This window comes from Andreprevotia lacus DSM 23236 (genome assembly GCF_900176275.1).
GTDB classification, from domain to species: Bacteria; Pseudomonadota; Gammaproteobacteria; order Burkholderiales; family Chitinibacteraceae; genus Andreprevotia; species Andreprevotia lacus.
On the sequence record NZ_FWXD01000042.1, the window covers coordinates 1 to 21536 of the forward strand.

The window sequence follows — 21536 nt, forward strand, 5'->3', positions numbered from 1 at the left end:
TACACCTACACCCCGAGCAAGGACTACAACGGTTCGGACAGCTTCACCGTGACGGTCTCGGACGGCCACGGCGGCACGGTGGATTCGGTGGTGACCATCAACGTCACGCCGGTGAACGACCCGGCCGTGATCGGTGGTACGGCGACCGGTTCGGTGCAGGAAGACACAACGTTGACCAGCACCGGCACGCTGACCATTACCGATGTCGATGGCGCATCCGAGCGTGCCTTCGTGGCGGGCACTTCGAACGGTACCTACGGTTCGCTGAGCATTACCACGGCCGGCGTCTGGACCTACACGCTGAACAACAGCGCAGCCAACGTGCAGGCGCTGAATACCAGCGACCACAAGACCGAAACCTTTACCGTCACGTCGGTCGACGGCACGCAGAAGACCATCACCATCGACGTACAAGGCCTGGACGACAACCATGCCCCGGTGGTCGACAGCCACACCGTATCGGCCAAGGAAGGCGTGCCCATCTCGCTGGGCATTGCCACCCCGACCGATGCCGACGGCGATACCATGACCATCACAGTTACCGGCTTGCCGACTCAGGGTTCGGTGATGACGGCAGATGGCACGACGGTGACCAATGGCCAGACGCTGACCATCAGCCAGCTGACCGGCTTGCAGTACGTGCTGCAACCGGGCATCAGCAGCGACATCAATGCCGGCCACCTGAAGTACTCGGTGAACGATGGCCACGGTGCAACCACGGTGGGCGACATCAATATCAATGTGGCCAACAACAGCAACGCGTATGAAGGCTTTGGCGGCAACGATACCTTCCAGCTCACCAAGGGCAGCGGCAACAGCGCCACCCTCAATATCGCGCTGACTACCTATATGCAGCCCAATGGCCAGTGGGCCGACGTGGGTGCAGGCCCGGGCGTGGGTGTGACCAAGCAGGTGACCACAACGGTTGATACCGATCTGGTCGTGGCCAGTGGTGGCAGTAACGACACCGTCGATCTGGGGGTCAGCCACGGCAACAATGTGGTCTACACCGATACCTCGCTGCCCAACTCCAGCAATGGCACCCCGTCGCTGGGCACGCTGTATGCCACCAAGTTCATGACCGATGCGGTGATCACCGACGCGGACGGCGTACTGCTGACCAACGTGGAAGCGCCAGTTCAGCCCATTACCGATACCGTCAACATGGGTAGCGGCAATGATGTGGTTTACGGCGGTGCGGGCAATCAGGCCGTGTTTGGTGGTGCCGGCAACGACAAGCTGTACGGCGGTGCAGATAGCGATGCACTGCGTGGCGGTGCCGGTGATGACCTGATCGTGGGCGGCAAGGGCAGCGACGTATTGCGTGGCGATTTGGGCAACGACACCTTCAAGTGGGTGCTGGGTGACCAGAGCAGCACGCCGGGTGCCAGCAATGCCACCGGCAACAACGGTATCGGCATCAGCGCCAATACCAAGGTGGTGGCCGGCGCAACCGACGTGATCATGGACTTCCACTCCACCGCGGGTGACAAGGACGTGCTGGACCTGCGTGACCTGCTGCAGGGTGAAAACAGCGGTACGCTGGACAAATACCTGCACTTCCAGAAGGACGGCAGCGACACCATCATCCACGTCAGCCACGACGGGCAGTTCACCGCCGGTCTGAGCGTCAACGCGACCAACTACGCGTACGACAAGGAAACCCAGACCATCGTGCTCAAGGGGGTGGACCTGATCGGCAGCGATACCACCGATGCACAAGTGATTGCGCATCTGCTGCAAGGCAACAAGCTGGTGACCGATTAATCGGTATCAGCCCTGATAAAGGCCCGGCATTGCCGGGCCTTTTTTTGTGTGCGGGATCAGAGAAATTTTGTCTGAATGCGACATGACGCTGTACTTCGGTACAGGGGGTTTTGACCCCAAGGTACAGTTTTTGTCGTGATATGCGTGGCGTATTGTGGAAGCGTCCGGTTCCTGCCCGCAAGGTGCTCATCATGGCTACCCCCTCCCAGCAAGCAACGATCGTGCAACTCAATGGTCAAGCCTTCATCCGTGATGCCACGGGCAAGATGACCCCGCTGCATTCCGGTGAAACCCTCAACCAAGACCAGGTGCTGGTGACCTCGCCCGATGGTGAAGTCGTGGTGCTGCTGCCCAATGGCGATACGCAGACCGTGGGGCCGGATCGCTCGGTGCTGCTGGATGCCCAGTTCATGGGCGCCGCACCGGATACCACCGAGGCTGCCGTTGCGCCGTCGTCGGTACAGGGCGGCACCGCGCAGATTGACCAGATCGTTGCCCAGGGGGGTGACCTCTCTACCGACCTTGAAGCCACCGCAGCCGGTCTGACCGGTGGTGGCGATGCCGGCAACGGTACCCACACCTTCATCCGGGTGGGCCGCATCAGCGAAGAAGCCGGCAGCACCGCTTTTGGCACCCCGGGCACGCCGATTGGTGGCGCAGGCGCTGCCGAGCAGAATGGCCAGAACCATGCGCCGGTTGCCGTGGATGACAACAGCACCGGGGCGGCCAACGATGGTCTGACCTCGCCGGAAGACACGCCGCTGACGATTTCGCCGCTGCTGTTGCTGAGCAACGACGGCGACCCGGACGGTGACCCGCTCACCATCGTCAGCGTGCAGGATCCGGTACACGGTACCTTGTCCATCGATGCCAACAACAACATCGTATTTACGCCCGACCCGAACTACAACGGGCCGGCCAGCTTCAGCTATACCATAGACGATGGCCGCGGCGGCACTGCTACGGCAACGGTCAATCTGAACATCACGCCGGTGAATGACCCGGCCACGGTCAGCAATGATGCCGGCACCGTGAAGGAAGATACCCCGACGCAAACCACAGTGGGCGGCACGCTGACCATTACCGACGTCGATACTGGCGAGCAGCACGTGGTGGCGCAGAACGTCAGCAACCCGTACGGCACGTTTACCGTTGATGCCGACGGCAACTGGTCGTTTACCATCGACAATACCAGCCCGACCGTGCAGGCACTGGCCGAGGGCCAAACCCAGGTGCTGACCTTTGACGTAACCAGCGTCGATGGTACTGGCACCGGCGTGGTCACCATCACGGTGGTCGGCACCAATGACAACGCCGTGATTACCGCCCACCTGCCGGGCGACGATGCCGGCACGGTGAAGGAAGACACCATCCTCGCTACCGGCGGCAAGCTGGATGTGGCTGACCCGGATACCGGCGAATCGGCCGTCATCGCACAAACCGATACCACCGGTACCTATGGCAGCTTCTCGATTTTGGCCGACGGCACGTGGACCTATACACTGAACAATGCCAGTCCGGTCGTGCAGGCACTGAATGAGGGTGAATCGCGCACCGAGGTTTTCCAGGTGCAAAGCCAGGATGGCAGCGATACGCATTTCGTGACCGTGACCGTACTGGGCACCAACGACAATGCGGTAATTACCGCGCATCTGCCGGGTGACGACGCCGGCACGGTGAAGGAAGACACCATCCTCAGCACCGGTGGCAAGCTTGACGTGGCCGATCCGGATGCCGGCCAGTCGGCCGTGGTGGCGCAATCCAATACGACTGGCACCTATGGCAGCTTCTCGATTGCTGCCGATGGTACCTGGACCTACTCCTTGAACAACGGTAGTCCGATCGTGCAGGCGCTGAACGAGGGCGAATCGCGCACCGAAACCTTCCAGGTACAAAGCCTGGATGGTACGGATACGCATACCGTTACCGTTACCATCCTGGGTACCAACGATGCTGCGTTGATCGGTGGCAATGACAGCGGTACGGTCAAGGAAGACACTACCCTGGTCACCGGTGGCATCCTGACCGTGTCGGATGTGGATACCGGCCAGTCGTCGCTGGTAGCAGAAACCGTGACGGGCACCTATGGCACGTTCTCGGTCGATGCCAACGGCAACTGGAGCTATGTGCTGAACAACAGCAGTCCAATCGTACAGGCGCTCAACGATGGGGACACTCGCGTCGAGACCTTTGCCGTGCAAAGTGTCGACGGCACCACGCACACCGTCACGGTCAACGTACTGGGCACCAACGATGGTGAACAGCTTCCGCCACCGCGTATTTCGGTCTCGCTCGATAGCGAGGGCGATACGGTCTTTGAAGGCAACTACGCCGTATTCAACGTGCATCTGTCCTACCCCAGCACCACGGATGTGACGTTCACGCCGTCCCAGGTCAGTGGCACCGCCACGGTGGGCACTGACACCAGCGATACCCTGGAATACTGGAATGGCAGTGCATGGGTGGCCGTCAGTGGCGGCATCACCATCCCGGCCGGCCAGACCGACGTGCAGGTACGCGTGGCCACGGTGGCTGATGGTATCTACGAAGGCAACGAGAACTTCTCGCTGCATGTTGATGTCACCAGCGGCAGCACCAGTAATACCTCGGCCGATGCGACTGCCGTCATCATCGATGGCGACAAGCCGCCAGAAGTATCGATCTCGGTCAGCGGTGAAGGCAGCATGGTGCACGAAGGCGACTACGCCGTATTCAATGTGCACCTGTCCGGCAGCAGCAGCACCGATGTGGTGTTCACCCCGTCGCTGGTCAGTGGTACTGCCACGGTGGGCACCGATACCGGTACGGCACTGGAATACTCGCTGAACGGCACCGACTGGTTTGCCGTCGGCACGGGTGTGACCATCCCGGCCGGCCAGACCGACGTGCAAGTGCGCGTGGCCACGGTGGCTGACGGCATCTACGAAGGCAACGAGAATTTCTCGCTGCATGTCGATGTCACCAGCAGCAACACCAGCAACAGCTCGGCCGACGCCACGGCCACCATCGTTGATGCCGACAGCCCGCCGCAAGTGACCGTATCGGTCAGCGGTGAAGGCAGCATGGTGCACGAAGGCGACTACGCCGTGTTCAACGTGCACCTGTCCGGCAGCAGCAGCACCGATGTGGTGTTCACCCCGTCGCTGGTCAGTGGTACTGCCACGGTGGGCACTGATACCGGCACTGCGCTGGAATACTGGAACGGTAGCGCCTGGGTGGCCATCAGCGGTGGCGTGACCATCCCGGCCGGCCAGACCGACGTGCAAGTGCGCGTGGCCACGGTGGCTGACGGCATCTACGAAGGCAACGAGAATTTCTCGCTGCATGTCGATGTCACCAGCAGCAACACCAGCAATACCTCGGCTGACGCCACGGCCACCATCATTGATGCCGACAGCCCGCCTGTCGTTTCGGTATCGGTCAGCAGCGAAGGCAGCATGGTGCCGGAAGGTGCCTATGCCGTGTTCAACGTACACCTGTCCGGCCCGAGCAGTGGTGCCATCAGCTTTACCCCATCGCTGCATGACGGCACGGCCATCATCGGTACCGACACCTCGACCACGCTGGAATACTGGAACGGCAGCGCCTGGACGGTGGTCAGTGGCGACATTACGCTGGCGGCAGGCCAGACCGATGTGCAGGTGCGGGTGGCCACCATCGATGACTCGATCTACGAGGGTAACGAGAACTTCTCGCTGCAGGTGCACGTGACCAGCGGCAGCACCAGCAATACCGACGCCAGCGCTACCGCCATCATCGTCGACAACGATGCACAGCCGGTAGGCCATGACGACGGCTATACGGTGCAGGAAGCATCGACCAACGCGCTGGCCAGCGTGCTGGGCAACGATACGCCGAGCGGCCTGCATGTGGCGAAGTTTGCCACGGATGGCGCAGGCGGCGGCGCCGTGTCGGCCGACGGCTCGCACACCATCACCACCAGCCTGGGCGGCACGGTGACCATGCACGCCGACGGTACCTTCACCTATACCATTCCGGATCTGCATCACACCGGCACGGCGGTGGACAGCTTCTACTATCAGGCCACTGACGGTAATGCCAATACCGCGTGGACCAAGGTCAGTGTCAATGTCACCGATACCGGCCCGACCGCGCATGACGATACCGTAAGCCTCAACACGGTCTCGACCGATACGGTGAACCTGGTGCTGGTGGTCGATTCGTCCGGCAGTATCGGCACTACCAACCTCAACACCATCAAGGCCGCACTGTCGCACCTGATGACCACCTACGGCTCGGCGCTGCAGAGCGTGATGCTGGTCGATTTTGACGACAATGCGCGCGTGTTCCATGTGAATACCGATGGTACCGGCAGCGTGTGGCTGACCCAGTCGCAGGCCGAGAGCAAGTACAGCTCGATTACCTCCGGCGGCAACACCGACTACGACGATGCGATCAAGGCGGTGCAGGACAACTACGGCACGCCGCCGACGGCCGCCAAGACCTATGTCTACTTCGTGTCCGACGGTGAACCGACCGGCAGCGATGGTACCAACCCGAATACCATCGAGCCATCCGAACGCGCCGACTGGGTGAACTTCCTGACCGGCAAGGTGGATGAGGTCTACGCCATCGGCATCGGCTCCGGCGTCAGCCAGACCGACTCCGACCTGCTCGATGTGGCCTGGTCGTCGTCGGGCAACGATGCCGGCAACGTGAAGCTGATCTCGACCGCCGACGACCTGTCCGGCACCTTGACCAGCATTGCGCAGTCGAACGGCAATGTCACCAGCAACGATGACTTCGGCCTTGACGGCGCCGGCTCGCCCAAGCTGGTCTCGGTGTCGTATGACGCCGATGGCAGCGGCCCGGGGGCCGCAACGGTCTACACCTTCGATGCCACGCATCACGCCTACACCATCAATCTGGGTGCGGGCCGCGGCACGCTGGTGCTCCATGACGATGGCAGCTATACCTACACCCCGGCCAGCGGCAGCTCGAACGGTGCACCGTTTACCGTGCAATACACCATCCAGGATGCCGATGGCTCGCAATCGACCGCCAGCATGCTGTTCGACCCGAATGGCACACCGGTGGTGGGCACGGCGCCGAGCATCACGGTGTCCGAAGAAGGCCTGCCGGGCGCCAATCCGGATACGACCGGCAATACCGACACCACCAATCTGGCGCTGCGCAGCGGCACCATTGCGATCACCGACCCGGATTCGACCGACTTCAACCTGCGCTTTGCCGCACCGACGGCAACGCTGACCTCGGGTGGTACAGCGCTGAGCTGGAGTGGTGCCGGCACTGGTGTGCTGATCGGCATGGCCAACGGGGTCGAGATCATCCGCATTTCGCAAAGCGATACGCACGGTGGTTATCAGGTGCAACTGAGCGGCTCGCTCGATCATGCCACGGCTGGTCAGGAGGACGTGAAGTCGTTCGGCGTGCTGGTTACCGTCGATGATGGCGCTGCAGCCAACAACACGACCACCACCACGCTGACGGTGAACGTCGAGGATGATTCGCCGATCAACATGATCACCAACGGCCTGGCGCAGAACACCACTTCGACCTCGTTCGAAGGCACGCTGGCCAGCATCGGTGCCGACAAGACCGGCGCGCACATCGTGCTCAGCGGCTCGGTGCCCAGCGGTTTGACCTCGAACGGTGTGGCGATTACCTATAGTCTGTCTTCCGACGGCAGCACGCTGACCGCCAAGGCCGGCACCAACACGGTGTTTACGCTCACCGGCCATGCTGATGGCAGCTACAGCTACGATCAGGTCAGAACGCTGGATCTGTCGGTCGTGACCAGCAATCTGCAATCGTCGGTAGGTGCCGGTGGCCCGCAAGCGGCGTACTACATGTACACCGACGGCTCGTTCGGCTCGACGGAAAATGCCAAGGACTGGGCAGTGAAGATCACCGGTTCGGACAGCATCAACCCGAGCACGCAGGGCATGGGGGTGAGCAACAACCTGTTCCAGACCGGCGAAACGATGCGTTTCGAGTTCGACGACGAGCACGCCAGCACGGTTGGCGGCAGCACGCCCAACCTGGCTTATGCCACCAAGATCGGCGTGACCGACCTGACCGGCAGCGAGTCGCTGGCGTGGACCGCCTACTTTACCGACGGCAGCCATGCCTCGGGCGTGGTTACCGCCGGCAGTCTGGTCAGCGGCGCCTTCACGATCACGTCGCCAAATGGGCTGTATCTTGACTACGTCGATCTGGCCCCGGGGTCCAGCACCTCGATCCGCCTGACTTCGGTGACCAATTACGTGCTGGACGACACGCACACCAAGGACCTGAACTTCGGCTTTACCGCCTACGACGGGGACGGTGACACCAGCAACGGCAGCCTGACCATCACCTCGCAAAACTCGGCCACGCTGACTGGCGATGCCACCCATACCGCACTGGGCGGTGGCAACGCCAACAACACGCTGCTGGGCACGGCTGGCAACGACATCCTGACTGGCGGTGCCGGCAACGATACGTTGACCGGCGGTCTGGGGGCCGATGTGTTCCGCTGGGGCGTCAACGACCACGGCACTGCTGCCACGCCATCCAATGATGTGGTGACCGACTTTGCCACCACCGGTGCATCGCACGATCAGCTCGATCTGCGTGATCTGCTTACCAGCGTGAACTGGACGGTGAATGCCGGCCATACCACGGCACAACTGGCGACCGAGCTGGATGGCTATCTGTCGGTCAGCGAGAGCGGCACGACCACCACCTTGTCGGTCAAGGCCGGCAGCAGCTCGGTCACCGAGACCATCCAGCTGCAGAACGTCACCGACCTGGTCGATGGTACGCATACCGTCTCGCACGACGTGATTGTCTACATGCTGGACCACGACCTGATCAAGCACGACTGATCAGGCAGGGGAAAGACACCGGCAGGCCCTGTGGCCTGCCGGTTTTTTTATGTGTGTTTGCCGGGGGCTTCGGGCGCGGTAGCGGCTGGCCTTGCGCTGATGCAGTGCAAACAACAACGCCGGCGGGTAGCCGGCGTTGTTGTTGAGGGGTGATGCAGATCAGGTCGCGGGGGGCCACTTGGCAGCCGGGCCGGTGTAGCCGGTGACGCCCAGCTTTTGCAGGGTTTCCCATTCGGCCGTGGTCTGCACGCGCTCGGCAATCACCTGCAGGCCGTGGCCGCTGGCAATACCGGCAATGGCCTTTACCAGATCCTGGTTGCCGCTGTTCTGGTCGATATCCTGGATAAAGCTGCCGTCGATCTTCAGATAGTCGAGCTGCAGCTCATACAGCTGCGGCAAGCTGCCGAAATAGCGGCCAAAGTGCTCGATACCCAGCTTGCAGCCATACGGGTGCACGCGCTGGGTAAAGGCGGCCAGTGTTTCCAGCTCGTCGCGGAAGCCGAATTCGTTGACCTCCAGCCACAGCCGCTTGCTGTGCTCGCGGTGCTGGTCGAGCAGCGCCAGCAAGCCGTTGACGAACACCGCATCGCCCAGCGAGCTGGGCGAGAGGTTGACTGCCAGTTCGTCGGTGGTGCCCACCAGCCGCTCGCACGCCAGCTTGACTGCGGCAAGGTCGACCTGTGCGGTCAGATTGAAACGGGATACATAAGGCATGAAGGCCCCGGCAGTGAAGACCTCGTTGCTGCCCGGATGGCGCAGCCGCAACACCAGCTCGTGGTGCAGCAACTGGTTGCCGGCATCGAGTGCCGGGAAGCTGGCCAGCTCGAAGCCGCCGCGCGACAGGGCGTCGCGCAGCAGGTTCTGCCAGTCTTGCGCCGGCAAGGTGCTGCCGCTGTTGCCGGTGACCACGCCCACGCCGTTCTCGCCCTTGCCCTCGGCCTGCGCCAGACCCTGGTCGCACCGGGCCAGAATGGCGCCGACCTTGTCACCCTTCTGATAGCTGGTGACGCCGATGGCGGCAATGTCGGCCACGTCCACATGGCCCTGCTGGCGCAGCTCGCCCAGCTTGTCGTGCAGCAGATTGCCCAGTACTTCGGCCTCGCCGGTGTTCTTGCCCGGTGCCAGCAGTGCAAAGTCGGCGCCGTTCAGCCGTGCCGCAATCGCATCGGCCTCCGTGCTGGCGATGGCGGTGAGCTGGCCGGCCAGCAACTGCAGCAGCCGGTCGGTGCCGACGCGGCCCAGCCGTGCGTTGACGGCGCCCAGATCCTTGATGCGCAGGATCAGCAACAGGCCATGTGGCGCAGCATCTTCATCCTCCAGCGATTCGGACAGCCGGCCCATGAAGAAGCCGCGATTGGGCAACTGGGTGAGTGCATCGCGGTTGGCCTCGCTGCGCAGCGCGTCGATGCGGGCGGCCTGCTCGGCAAACATGGTCTTCACCCGCTCGACCATGGTGTTCATCGCCCGCACCACCGGCTTGAGTTCAAGGATGCGCGGCTCTTCCAGCGTGACGAAGCGCCGGTCGGAAATCGATTCGGCCTGCCCCACCATCTGCATCATCGGCCGCTTGATCCAGCCCAGCACCAGCTGCAGGACGAAGCCACCGACGAGGCCGCCCACCAGAATCCACACGCCCAGCGCGATGGCGTTTTCCCACAGGGCCTTGTAGGCAAATCTGGAGTGGGCAATCACCGTGATCGTGCCGGCCTGTTTCCAGCCATCGCTCACCTGGGCGTGCCCCACGGCGACCTGCAGCGGGAACAGCCCCATGAACCATTCCGGTACTTCCTCCGGTTTGCTGTGATTGCTGCGCTCGACCTGGGTCTTGCCGTAGACATTGCTGAAACGCACCAGCTCGAAGTGGCCGGTATCGAACAGCGCGGCCACCTGCAATTCGACCATGGTCGGGTCTTTGCTCTGCTGCGACATCGACAGCGCCAGCGACGAGGCGTTGTCATTGCTCTGCGTGGCCAGCTGCGATTCCAGATAGCTGCGCGCGTTGTGCATGCTGATGAAGAAACAACCGGCAAACGCCATCACGGTAGCGATCACCGTCAGCAGCCAGAGTTGCCTGAATAACGACATGGTGTTGTCCTCTTGTCCCTGTTTTACTCTTTCCGGCCGGCCCTTCAGGGGCTGAAGCCTTCATCCTGTGCGCGCAGCAGCAAATCCTTCCAGCGCGACAGGCGGTCGATCGATGCGGTGGCCTGGCTGCCACCGGTAAACACGCCGGTCGCGTTGAAGCTGAACACCGGCTGCAGGTCCGAGCGGCGCGAGGCCGGCCGGATGTCGGTAATCAGATTATCCAGGATCAGTGGCTCGGCATCCGGCGCCTGGTAGAAGGCCAGTACCATGTGCGCCTGCGTCACCGTGCTATCGGCACCGCCGATGCGCGCCTTGACGTAGATCAGCCGCAGCTTGTCCTCGGTGATGCCCATTTCCTTGAGTGTGTAGTACTTCACGATTGCGAAGTCCTCGCAATCGCCCGCGTTCATGCCTATTGTTTCCATAGGCGTGGCCCAATAGTCCTGTTGCTTCCATACCGTCATGTCGTCGGCAAAGGTCAGGCGGCGATTAAAAAACTCGTTGGTACGTTTCAGTTTGTCTGATTCGCTCCAGTTTTTGCCTGCATTGATCAGTACCTGCCACTCCTGAAAGCTTTTCAACGGGCCTTCGCCGAATCGCTTCGTAAGCATTTGCCTGAATCGATCAACGTTGAGCGCAGATTGCACCGGCCAGGCAAAAAAACCCAGAAAGAGTGCAAGGCAGAAAACGAAACGAAGCAAGGGCTTGGAAGAGCTATCCATGTGCCGCTGCCAGTTTGTAAGAAAAGTCATTACATGATATTTTCATTATATTTCAGCAATCCAACTGTTCGTCGGGTCAATCTGCAATACAATCCATATTGTCTAGCATGAAACTCAGTTGTCAGGACTGAGTGACATGCACGGTCCACACAAGAATCGACGCATCACAAGCATAGGGGATATGCCATGTATCATAAGCAAGCAAAGTTGCTTACCACAGCCTATATGATTGGGCTGGCGCTGTACGGCTGGTCGGGTGCTGCCGCTGCCGAGACGCTGAACGAAGCTGCAGCCAAGGCCATCAGCAAGCAGCCCGAGCTGCGCTCGCGCTTTTACGACTACCGCGCCGCTGGCGAGGACCAGAAAGCGATCCAGGGCCGTTACCTGCCCCGTGTCGACGTGACTGCTTCGTACAACCACGAATGGCAGACCCGCCCGCTCACTGGCGACACCGACTTCAACCACCCCAGCATTGGCGTCTCGCTGCGCCAGACCATTTTTGATGGCCTGTACACACAAAGCGAATCGCGCCGCCTGGGCTACACGCGTGAAACGCGCTACTTCGAAGTGCAGGCTGCAAGCGACGACATGGCGGTTGAAGCCGCGCGCGCCTACTACGACGTGCTGCGCTATCGCAAGCTGGCCGATCTGGCACGCGACAACTACGCGACCCACCGTGAAATCTATACCCAGATCGAAGAACGTGTGAAAGCCGGTGTCGGCCGACGTGTTGACCTCGAGCAGGCCGCCGGCCGTATGGCGCTGGCCGAATCCAACTGGCTGACCGAGCAGGCCAACCTGTATGACGTGACCGCCCGCTATGCGCGCGTGATCGGCGAAGAGCCGCCGAAAGACCTGATCGAGCCGGGCAGCCTCGACAAGGTACTGCCCAAGGGCGACGAGCTGCTGGGTCTGGCCATCAAGAGCAACCCGACTTTCCGTGCCGCCATTGCCAATATCCGTGCCGCACGCGCCCGTATCGACACGCAGAAGTCCAACAACTGGCCCAAGCTGGAATTCGTTGCCAGCCGCAGCTTCGACAAGGACCGCGACGGCGTGGACGGCAACTACCGCGACGGTCTGGTTGGCGTTTCGCTGAACTGGAACCTGTTCAATGGTGGTACCGATGCTGCCAATACCCGCAGCGCGGCCGAATCGTACAACGGCGCGCTGGAGCTGCGTGACAAGGTATGCCGCGATGTGCGCCAGACCACACAAAGCGCGTGGAACAACGTGGTGCGCCTGCGCGAGCAACTGGCCTATCTGGACCAGCACCAACTGTCGACGGAAAAGGCGCGCGATGCCTACCGCAAGCAGTTTGACATCGGCCAGCGCACCCTGCTGGACGTGCTCGACAGCGAAAACGAATTGTTCGATGCCCGCCGTGCGCTGACCAATGGCGAATACGACCAGAAGGTGGCCGTGGTGCGCGTGCTGGGTCAATCGCACACCCTGCTGCCGGCACTGAAACTGCAATCGCTGGTGGACAGCGAGAAGCTGGACGACGATCTGGGCGACAAGCAGACCGCCGATGAAATGGTGGGTTGCTCGACCAATCTGCCGGCACTGGGCTCGCTGGACAAGGACGCCGCCATGGTTGGCCGTCCGCCGATTGCCACGCTGAAGGAACTGGAAAAGGCCAAGACCGACGCCGACAAGGCCAAGAAGTAACAGCCGCGCGCTCGACAAAGCCGACAAAAGAGGCCGGGGAGACCCGGCCTTTTTCATGGGTGCCGTATAGCCGGTGCGGGCTTACCGGTTTTGCTGCACCCAGCTTTGCCAGCCGGCATAAAGCACATCGCTGCGCGCTGCCACGGCCGAGCGTGCCCAGATGGCGTCATGCCAGTAGTCATCACCGTGCAGCGTGCCCAGCACGCAACCCGCCTCGGCGGCGATCAGCGCGCCGGCGGCGTAATCCCACAGTCGCTGCGCGCCGTGCAGCAGCAGATCAAAGCGGCCGGCGGCCAGAAAGCACCAGTCTATGGTCGAGGCACCGTAGTTGCGCAGGCTGCCGAACGGCGCGGTGCTGACCACGCGCGCCGGCAGATGGCCGCCAAGGTATTTCGGTTCGACCACCGCTACCGCATCACCCAGGCAGGGGTTCACATCGACCTGGCGCAGCGAGCGCCCGTTCAGCCATGCGCCGTGGCCGGCCGCTGCCGCATAGCATTCATCCAGCACCGGCACATACACCACGCCGAGGGTCGAACGCCCGTGGCGCATCAAGGCGATCGATACCGCGAAATAGGGCAGGCCGTGCACGAAATTGGTGGTGCCATCGATGGGGTCGACCACCCATAGCCCGTCGTCGTGCTTGTCCCACAGCGCTTGCTGTTCGGCGGCGCTCATTTCCTCGCCCAGCACGGGGCAGGGGGCCAGCTCGGGCAATAGCCGCGCCAGCGCTTGCTGGCAGGCCAGATCGGCCTCGGTAAACAGGCTGCCATCCTGCTTTTTGCCGGCGGAAACGCGCTGGAAGCGCGGCATGACCTCATCGCGGGCAACGGCGCGGGCAATTTCCTGAAGGCGGTCGAGCAGGTCGAAGTCGGGCATCGTGGTGGCTGGTTGCGGTAATCCAGCCATTCTAAAGCGCTTTTGCCTGCGGCGGTGTGAGCTGCTGCGGGCACGAAAAAAAGCCCGCCGGGGCGGGCGGGCTCAAGACTGCGAGGTGACGGTTACCGGGCTGTACTGCCCGGCTGCCGGTCTGGCTTAGTAAGGCCAGACCCAGTTTTTCACTTCCGGCAGGTCATCGCCCACCTCGTTGATGTAGTGCTTGTGCTCGATCAGCTTGTCGCAGAACTTCTGCCGCACATGGGCGCCGATCTTCTGCAGGCGCGGTACGCGGTCGATCACGTCGATGGCCAGGTTGTAGCGGTCTACCTGGTTCATCACCACCATGTCGAACGGGGTCGATGTGGTGCCGTTCTCGATATAGCCGCGCACATGCAGGTTGTCATGGCCGTTGCGACGGTAGGTCAGGCGGTGGATCAGCCATGGGTAGCCGTGGAAGGCAAACACGATGGGCTTGTCGGTAGTGAAGATCGCATCGAACTCGTGATCGTCCAGCCCGTGCGGGTGCTCGCTCTTCGATTGCAGCGTCATCAGGTCGACCACGTTGACGAAGCGCACCTTCAAGTCCGGGAAGTGCTGGCGCAGCAGGTCGGTGGCGGCCAGTGCTTCCATGGTCGGCACATCGCCGGCGCAGCCCATCACCACATCCGGTTCACCATCCTCGTCGTTGCTCGCCCAGTCCCAGATACCCAGACCCTTGGTGCAGTGCTTGATGGCCTGCTCCATGGTCAGGTACTGCAGCGCCGGCTGCTTGCCGGCCACCACCACGTTTACATAGTGGCGGCTGCGCAGGCAGTGGTCGGTCACCGACAGCAGGGTATTGGCATCAGGCGGCAGATAGACGCGGATCACCTCGGCCTTCTTGTTCACCACGTGGTCGAGGAAGCCCGGGTCCTGATGGCTGAAGCCGTTGTGGTCCTGGCGCCAGACGTGGCTGGTCAACAGGTAGTTGAGCGACGGAATGCGGCGACGCCACGCGATGTCCTTGGTGGTCTTCAGCCACTTGGCATGCTGGTTGAACATCGAGTCGATGACGTGGATGAAGGCCTCGTAGCAGCTGAAGAAGCCGTGGCGGCCGGTCAGGTTGTAGCCTTCCAGCCAGCCCTGGCAGGTGTGCTCGGAGAGGATTTCCATCACGCGGCCATCATCGGCCAGGTGGTCGTTCTTGGCGTCTTCCGGCAGATGCTCGGCCAGCCAGGTCTTGCCGCTTTCGTCGAACACGTCAGCCCAGCGGTTGGAGGCGGTTTCGTCCGGGCCGAAGATGCGGAAGTTCTGCGCGGCTTCGTTTTCCTTCATCACGTCGCGCAGCAGCTTGCCCATCACGCGGGTGGCCTCGGCCACGGTGCGGCCCGGCTTGTCGAGCTTCACTTCATACTTGCGGAAGTCCGGCATCTTCAGGTCGCGGCTGACCAGACCATGCACGTGCGGGTTGGCGCTCATGCGCAGCGCGCCTTCGGGCGCCAGTGCGGCCAGCTCGGCCTTGAACGAACCGTCGTCGTTGAACAGGTCCTTGGGCTTGTAGCTCTTCAGCCATTTTTCCAGTGCATCCACGTGCTCCGGCGTCATGTCCGAGAACGGCACCTGGTGGCTGCGCCAGTAACCCTCGACCTTCTTGCCGTCGATCTCCTTCGGGCCGGTCCAGCCCTTGGGCGAGCGCAGGATGATCATTGGCCAGTGCGGGCGGGTGATCGGCTTGCCGGCCTTGGCTTCCTTGGCGGCTTGCGCACGGATGGCGGCGATTTCGTCCAGCACGGTATCCAGTGTGGCGGCAAAAGCCTGGTGCACGCTGGCGTAGTCGTCGACATCGTCGCCCACTTCCACGTAATGCACGGTATGGCCGTAACCCTCGAACAGCTTGGTCAGCTCGTCCTTGGGCAGGCGCGACAGCACGGTCGGGTTGGCGATCTTGTAGCCGTTCAGGTGCAGGATGGGCAGCACGCTGCCGTCGCGCGCCGGGTTGAGGAATTTGTTGGAGTGCCAGCTGGTAGCCAGCGGGCCGGTTTCAGCCTCGCCGTCACCCACGACGGCAACAACGACCTGATCCGGGTTGTCGAAGGCCGCGCCATAGGCGTGCGACAGCGAGTAACCCAGCTCACCGCCTTCGTGCATGGACCCCGGCGTTTCCGGCGCCACGTGCGACGGAATGCCGCCCGGGAAGGAGAACTGTTTGAACAGCTTCTGGATGCCGTCATCGCTGTGGTCGATGTTGGGGTAGGTCTCGGTGTAGGTGCCTTCCAGATAGCTGTTGGCCACCAGACCCGGGCCGCCGTGGCCGGGGCCGGTGATGTAGATCATCGGTTGCTGGCGCTCGCGGATGGCGCGGTTCAGGTGCACGTAGATGAAGTTCAGGCCCGGCGTGGTGCCCCAGTGGCCCAGCAGGCGCGGCTTCACGTGTTCGCGCTTGAGCGGTTTCTTCAGCAGCGGGTTGTCGAGCAGGTAGATCTGCCCCACCGACAGATAGTTGGCCGCACGCCAGTAGGCGTGCATCTTGTCGAGCAGGTCGGCAGACAGCGGCCTGGCCGCCTTCTTGCTGTCCTTGCCGGTCTCTTTGGCGCGGGATTTGGAGCTGGCTTGAGCCATATTTCACCTCTTCGTTTTGATTAGTGATCTCCGGGATCGGCCTGGCCTGTGGGCCTGCCAACCTCGCTGCATAGCCTGTGGTGCGCTTGCTTGACGTCAGTTTAGGGCGCTGGCATTTCGGAACCCTGACTTAGATCAAAGCGGCCACTATGTAGTGCGGGGAATGTGATTACTTCCACCCCCGTACAGTTTCGGACGCTTTGCGCAAGCAAGCAAAAAGACAATAGCGGCTTTAATTGGTTCTGAACACGCTGTTGTGAAAGTGAGGTGAAAAAAACCACCGCCCTTGGGCGGTGGTTTTGGCCGGGGCAGGGGTGGATCAGAAGAACAGCCAGCTCGTCAGCAGGAACAGCGGCATCAGCACCGCGCCCGACCACAGCATGAAGCCGAAGAAGCTGGGCATGGCCACGTTGCGCTGCTCGGCAATCGCCTTGACCATGAAATTGGGCGCGTTGCCGATATAGGTATTGGCGCCCATGAATACTGCGCCCATCGAGATGGCCAGCAGGGTGGAGGCCATGGGCCCCATCAGGTGGGCGGCATCACCGCTGGCCATGTTGAAGAACACCAGATAGGTGGGCGCGTTGTCGAGGAAGCTGGACAGGATACCGGTCATCCAGAAGTACATCACGTCCACCGGCTCGCCGTGGCTGTTGCTCACCAGCTTGACCAGCGCGGCCAGATGGCCTGCTTCGCCGGCACGCAGAATGGCAATCGCCGGCGTGATGGTGATGAAGATGCCGGCAAACAGCTTGGCCACTTCCAGGATCGGGTCCCAGTTGAATTCATTGCCGGCCCGCACCTGTTTGGGCGTGATGCGCAAGGAGATCAGCCCGATGCACAGCAGCAGCACATCGCGCAGCAGGTTTTCCAGCGTGACGTGGGTGCCCAGCACGTCGAACTCGATGCCCGACTTCCACAAGCCCGACATCAGCACCGCGCCGACAATGGCGGCAATCAGCCAGAAATTGCGCTTGCCATACAGTTTGAGCGGCGAGTCTTTGCTCGGGTCACGCGGCAACACGCCTTCCTTGCGGAAGTAATGGCTGTCGAGCAGATAGAACACGGTCAGCAGCACGGCGGTGCAGAACAGCACCGACGGCAGCATGTGGCTGGTGGTCCAGAAGAAGTCGACGCCCTTCAGAAAGCCGAGGAACAGCGGCGGATCGCCCAGCGGTGTCAGCCCGCCACCGATATTGGCAACGAGGAAGATGAAGAACACCACCACGTGCACATTGTGGCGGCGGTTGTCATTGGCGCGCAGCAGCGGGCGGATCAGCAGCATGGCTGCGCCGGTGGTGCCCATGACCGAGGCCAGCAAGGTGCCCAGCGCCAGAATGCCGGTATTGAGTTTGGCCGAGCCATGCAGATTGCCCCACACCAGGATGCCGCCGCTTACGGTATATAAAGCGAACAGCAGCAGGATGAAGGGAATGTATTCGGCCAGCAGCGCATGCACCACCACCTGCGTGGCCAGCAGCGGGCCGAAGTTGATCGCCAGCGGGATCAGCAGCAGCCCGGCCCAGAAGGCGGCGATCTTGCCGAAATGCGCGTGCCACAGATGCGGCGCCAGCAGCGGGAACACGGCGATCGACAGCAGGATGCCGGCAAACGGCAGCGTCCACAGCAGGCTCAGGTGCGCGCCGTCAAAGTCGGCAGCTTGTGCCAGGCCTGGCAGCATCAATAGCGGGAACAGATGGAGCGGGGTCTTGCGCATGCGGCCTCGCAGAGTGGGTTATTGGGTATGTTTCTGGATGAACTCGATCTTGTAGCCATCCGGGTCTTCGACAAAGGCAATCACCGTGGTGCCGTGCTTCATCGGTCCCGGTTCGCGCGTCACGCGGCCGCCCTTGGCGCGTACGGCCTCGCAGGTGGCGAAGATGTCATCGGTTTCGATGGCGATATGACCGTAGCCATTGCCCAGATCGTACTTCTCGGTGTCCCAGTTGTGGGTCAGTTCAATCACCGTGGTGTTGCTTTCTTCGCCATAGCCGACAAAGGCCAGCGTAAAGCGGCCATCCGGGTAATCGCGCTTGCGCAGCAACTGCATGCCCAGCACGCCGGTATAGAAATCAATCGCGCGGTCGAGGTTGCCGACGCGCAGCATGGTATGCAGCAAACGCATGGTCTAAGCTCCAGTAGGACTTGCTGGTTTGGAATGGATTTGCAGCCAGTGTACCGGCAGGTTCAAGGCTTGGCAGTGACAAGTTGCAGGTTTTTTTGCAAAAGGTGTTGACAGCAATCTCTGTAAATCATATAGTTGCGCCTCTCCCGGGTTGTTAGCTCAGTTGGTAGAGCAGCGGACTCTTAATCCGTAGGTCGAAGGTTCGAGCCCCTCACAACCCACCATTTCCAAAGCTGATGCGCAAGCAATAGCTTGGGTCGTTAGCTCAGTTGGTAGAGCAGCGGACTTTTAATCCGTTGGTCGCAGGTTCGAGTCCCGCACGACCCACCACCGATTGGCTGGACCCAAAAAAGCCCGACAACAGTCGGGCTTTTTTGCGTTTGCGCGCGCCTGCATGTTCCGTTTGCCGGAGCTCAAGCCTCGAATGCCGTCTTGGCCGTCATCTGGACATGAACCGGCATCAAACACTCGGCATGGCCGGGTGCTCACCGGTTTTTGAGGGTGAAGCAGCGGCTCGCCATGATTCGTTCCACGCCCTTGCCGCCGCGAGGGGCCTCGCTACGCTTGCCAGTGGCCCGAATCGGGCCTTTGCAAATCAGCCCCAGATGCAGACAGGCGCTCACGGCATCTGTTTCCGGGCAATTGTGCCCGTGCTCGGATAGATCAGGGCGTGCTTGCCGCCGGTGGCCGATAGTGGCACGGGCTTGAGCGAGTGGTATGGTTTCTGTGTTGATTTTCAATGGTCGTCAGCATAACATCAGCCCCGAACAATATTGGCTATGCGGGGCAAATCTCATGCAGGGTGCAGGGCAAGAAGCCGGCGTGGCTGTGCAAGGCAGTGTCCGCTACTTTTCCGTGGGCGAGTTCTGCGAGACGGCCTATCAAATTCGTCGCCATACGGGCGATCAGGCTGCCTATTTCTTTGATTGGCTGGTCAGCTCGCCGGCATCGCTGTATTGCATGTGTGAGCCGATGGGGCACTTTCTTGAGGCTGGGAGGTGGACGTTGTGCGACCGCGATACCCGTGTCCTCGATTTGGCTACGGGCTTGCGGTTTCAGCATGAGTTTGACGTATTGGCCGAAGATATGGCCCGGGCTGAGGCACTGGCCATGCCCCCCCGTGTGGATGCTGACCGGGTAGAGGCTCATCTGCCGGCCGCACGCGAGAAATTTCGCTATCTGCGCGAGAAAACACGGATGGCAATCATGCAGGCATCCTCCTGTGTGCTGGTGCGCACCGAGCATGGCTTGACCACGCCGTCGCAGGCCAGAATACGCGTACGTCAGTTGCAGGACATTTTCCTGCCGTTCAATCCGGGCCTGAAAATCATCATCACCTCGAGCATGGCTCAGCAAGAAGTGCTGGGTGAGGATTTCATCTTTGCGCGTATAGGAACGGGTGCTGAGTGGTACGGTGATCATGCATCCTGGGATCGGGTTTTTGCGCTGGCGGCGCAGGCCTTTGATCTGGCCCGCCCGGCGGCCGTGACTACGCCAGCCTGACAGCGCCCCGGCGTGAAGTGCCAGCGGCTTCAGGCATCGTTGACGTAGCGTGTGATGAGCCTGGCAACACAGGCAGGATCGATGCCGGCCTGGCTGGTGGCCGCAGCAATGGCTGCATGCATTTCCGGCCTGGCATGGCGGCCATCGCGCAGGGCGAGCGTTGGAGGGGCAATCCGCACGCCGATCATGCGGGCGGCTTGCTGAATCTGCTGTGCCAGCACATGCGCGTCAAAGCCCCCTTCGTAAGGAATGGGGGCCGGGCCCGCCGAGCGCAGCACGCGCTTGAGCTGGCGACCTATTTCCAGCTTGTCTGCATCGTTGAATACCAGACCCGCTGCGGCTTGCCCGACATGGTCGCCTGGCGGCAGTCCGATCAGGCTGGCCAGCGCGCGATCTTCATTTTGCAGCAGGTGATGCAGGAAGTGATCGGCAATCTCCTGGCCATCCTCCCGGCCTTGCTGCGCAGCCAGTAACTGCAGCGCGTCCATGTTGCCTTGATGGTCATCCCACAGGCCTGCCCCAGTGTCCCCCAAGATATAGTTGGAGAAGTCCGGCGTGGCTGATATGTACGCGAAATCGCCCAGTCGTCCGTCCAGGGCCAGGCCCTGCAAGCCAAGCGGCCCCGGCGGTATGCCGATAATGCGTGCGGTGGCAATTTGCGCAGCCCATCGTTCGGCGATGCCATGCAGGGGGATCTTGCCGCTTTCGCCTGGGCATGCTTGCTGCTGCGCGGTGCTTGCGGCTTGGCGAACGACGTGTACCTGATCGGTTTCGGTCTGGTCGATGGCGACAATCGCCAGGGTGCGCACACCGCCATGCGGCAGATGGCGCTGGGCGATTTCCCCCCAGATTGCGTCATTGATCGCCTGCGGCAGCGCCATGCTCACGCAGGTGTGCCGGGCAATGCCGTGCGGCATTTGTGCCCGCAGCAGCTCCGGTGTGATATCCAGCGTGCCCGCCAGCGGTTGATTGAACCAGTAAAGCGCTGTCTGGCGCCCACTGCTGGCGTATGCCTGGCTTGCAATGAGGTGCGGGGGATTGGGCTGCGTCATGGCGAGGGTTTTGATTTGTGAGTGAGCACCCAGTTTATTGATGATTCTGGAAATTAAAAAGTAAGCGTGGCAAAAGAATTGTGAGTGGAGCTCTCCGCCGGCATCGGTATCGCAACGTGCAAACCTGCTGCAGCAGGTTTTTGGCCACAGGGAGTCAGAGCCTCTTATGCCTCGTTGGCCGTCATCGGTGGATGGACCGGCATCAAGCCTCCGGGCCAAGCCGGTGGCTCACCGGTTTTTGAGGGTGAAACAGCGGCGTTTCCCTGATTGACTCCATGCCCCC

General features: G+C 61.6%; 11 protein-coding genes and 2 tRNA genes. 6 read left to right on the forward strand and 7 right to left on the reverse strand.

The window, feature by feature from the left end:
• Positions 1–1767 (forward strand): VCBS domain-containing protein (locus B9A19_RS20315; protein WP_139799024.1); only part of this gene is annotated, 1767 nt, incomplete at its 5' end.
• 191 nt (positions 1768–1958) lie between these two features.
• Positions 1959–8618, forward strand: a complete 6660-nt coding sequence (locus tag B9A19_RS20320; protein ID WP_176217042.1) for a retention module-containing protein — start codon at positions 1959–1961, stop codon at positions 8616–8618.
• Positions 8619–8777: 159 nt separating this feature from the next.
• Here the strand turns inward: B9A19_RS20320 and B9A19_RS20325 are convergent, their stop codons facing one another.
• Together B9A19_RS20325 and B9A19_RS20330 are read right to left on the reverse strand one after the other, a co-directional pair.
• Entirely contained in the window at positions 8778–10703 is a 1926-nt protein-coding gene (locus B9A19_RS20325) for a bifunctional diguanylate cyclase/phosphodiesterase (protein ID WP_084092987.1), read from the reverse strand.
• A 44-nt stretch (positions 10704–10747) separates the two neighbouring features.
• A complete protein-coding gene (locus B9A19_RS20330; RefSeq protein WP_139799025.1) occupies positions 10748–11314 on the reverse strand; it encodes a transglutaminase-like cysteine peptidase in 567 nt (188 codons plus the stop codon).
• A gap of 318 nt (positions 11315–11632) precedes the next feature.
• Between B9A19_RS20330 and B9A19_RS20335 the strand changes: the two genes are divergently transcribed.
• Positions 11633–13096, forward strand: a complete 1464-nt coding sequence (locus tag B9A19_RS20335) for a TolC family outer membrane protein (protein ID WP_176217043.1) — start codon at positions 11633–11635, stop codon at positions 13094–13096.
• 81 nt (positions 13097–13177) lie between these two features.
• On the opposite strand, the gene B9A19_RS20340 is transcribed toward B9A19_RS20335, so the two are convergent.
• The 4 genes from B9A19_RS20340 to gloA form a co-directional block, all read right to left on the reverse strand.
• The gene (locus B9A19_RS20340; RefSeq protein ID WP_084092990.1) at positions 13178–13975 is read right to left on the reverse strand and encodes an inositol monophosphatase family protein; all 798 of its coding nucleotides are present in this window, start codon (positions 13973–13975) and stop codon (positions 13178–13180) included.
• Between the two features lie 156 nt (positions 13976–14131).
• A complete protein-coding gene (locus tag B9A19_RS20345) occupies positions 14132–16573 on the reverse strand; it encodes a phosphoketolase family protein (RefSeq protein WP_084092991.1) in 2442 nt (813 codons plus the stop codon).
• 319 nt (positions 16574–16892) lie between these two features.
• A complete protein-coding gene (locus B9A19_RS20350) occupies positions 16893–18290 on the reverse strand; it encodes a sodium:proton antiporter (RefSeq protein ID WP_084092992.1) in 1398 nt (465 codons plus the stop codon).
• An 18-nt stretch (positions 18291–18308) separates the two neighbouring features.
• Positions 18309–18698: a lactoylglutathione lyase gene (gene gloA, locus B9A19_RS20355; RefSeq protein WP_084092993.1), complete on the reverse strand. Its 390-nt coding sequence runs from the start codon at positions 18696–18698 to the stop codon at positions 18309–18311.
• Between the two features lie 148 nt (positions 18699–18846).
• Here gloA and B9A19_RS20360 point away from each other — a divergent pair.
• The 3 genes from B9A19_RS20360 (at position 18847) to B9A19_RS20370 (ending at position 20201) form a co-directional block, all read left to right on the forward strand.
• Positions 18847–18922: transfer RNA gene (locus B9A19_RS20360), tRNA-Lys, on the forward strand.
• Between the two features lie 30 nt (positions 18923–18952).
• Positions 18953–19028: transfer RNA gene (locus B9A19_RS20365), tRNA-Lys, on the forward strand.
• A gap of 387 nt (positions 19029–19415) precedes the next feature.
• Positions 19416–20201: a hypothetical protein gene (locus tag B9A19_RS20370; protein ID WP_139799026.1), complete on the forward strand. Its 786-nt coding sequence runs from the start codon at positions 19416–19418 to the stop codon at positions 20199–20201.
• A gap of 29 nt (positions 20202–20230) precedes the next feature.
• Here B9A19_RS20370 and B9A19_RS20375 read toward each other — a convergent pair whose 3' ends face one another.
• Positions 20231–21472, reverse strand: coding sequence for a hypothetical protein (locus B9A19_RS20375; protein ID WP_139799027.1), 1242 nt, complete (start codon positions 21470–21472; stop codon positions 20231–20233).
• Positions 21473–21536: the final 64 nt, after the last annotated feature.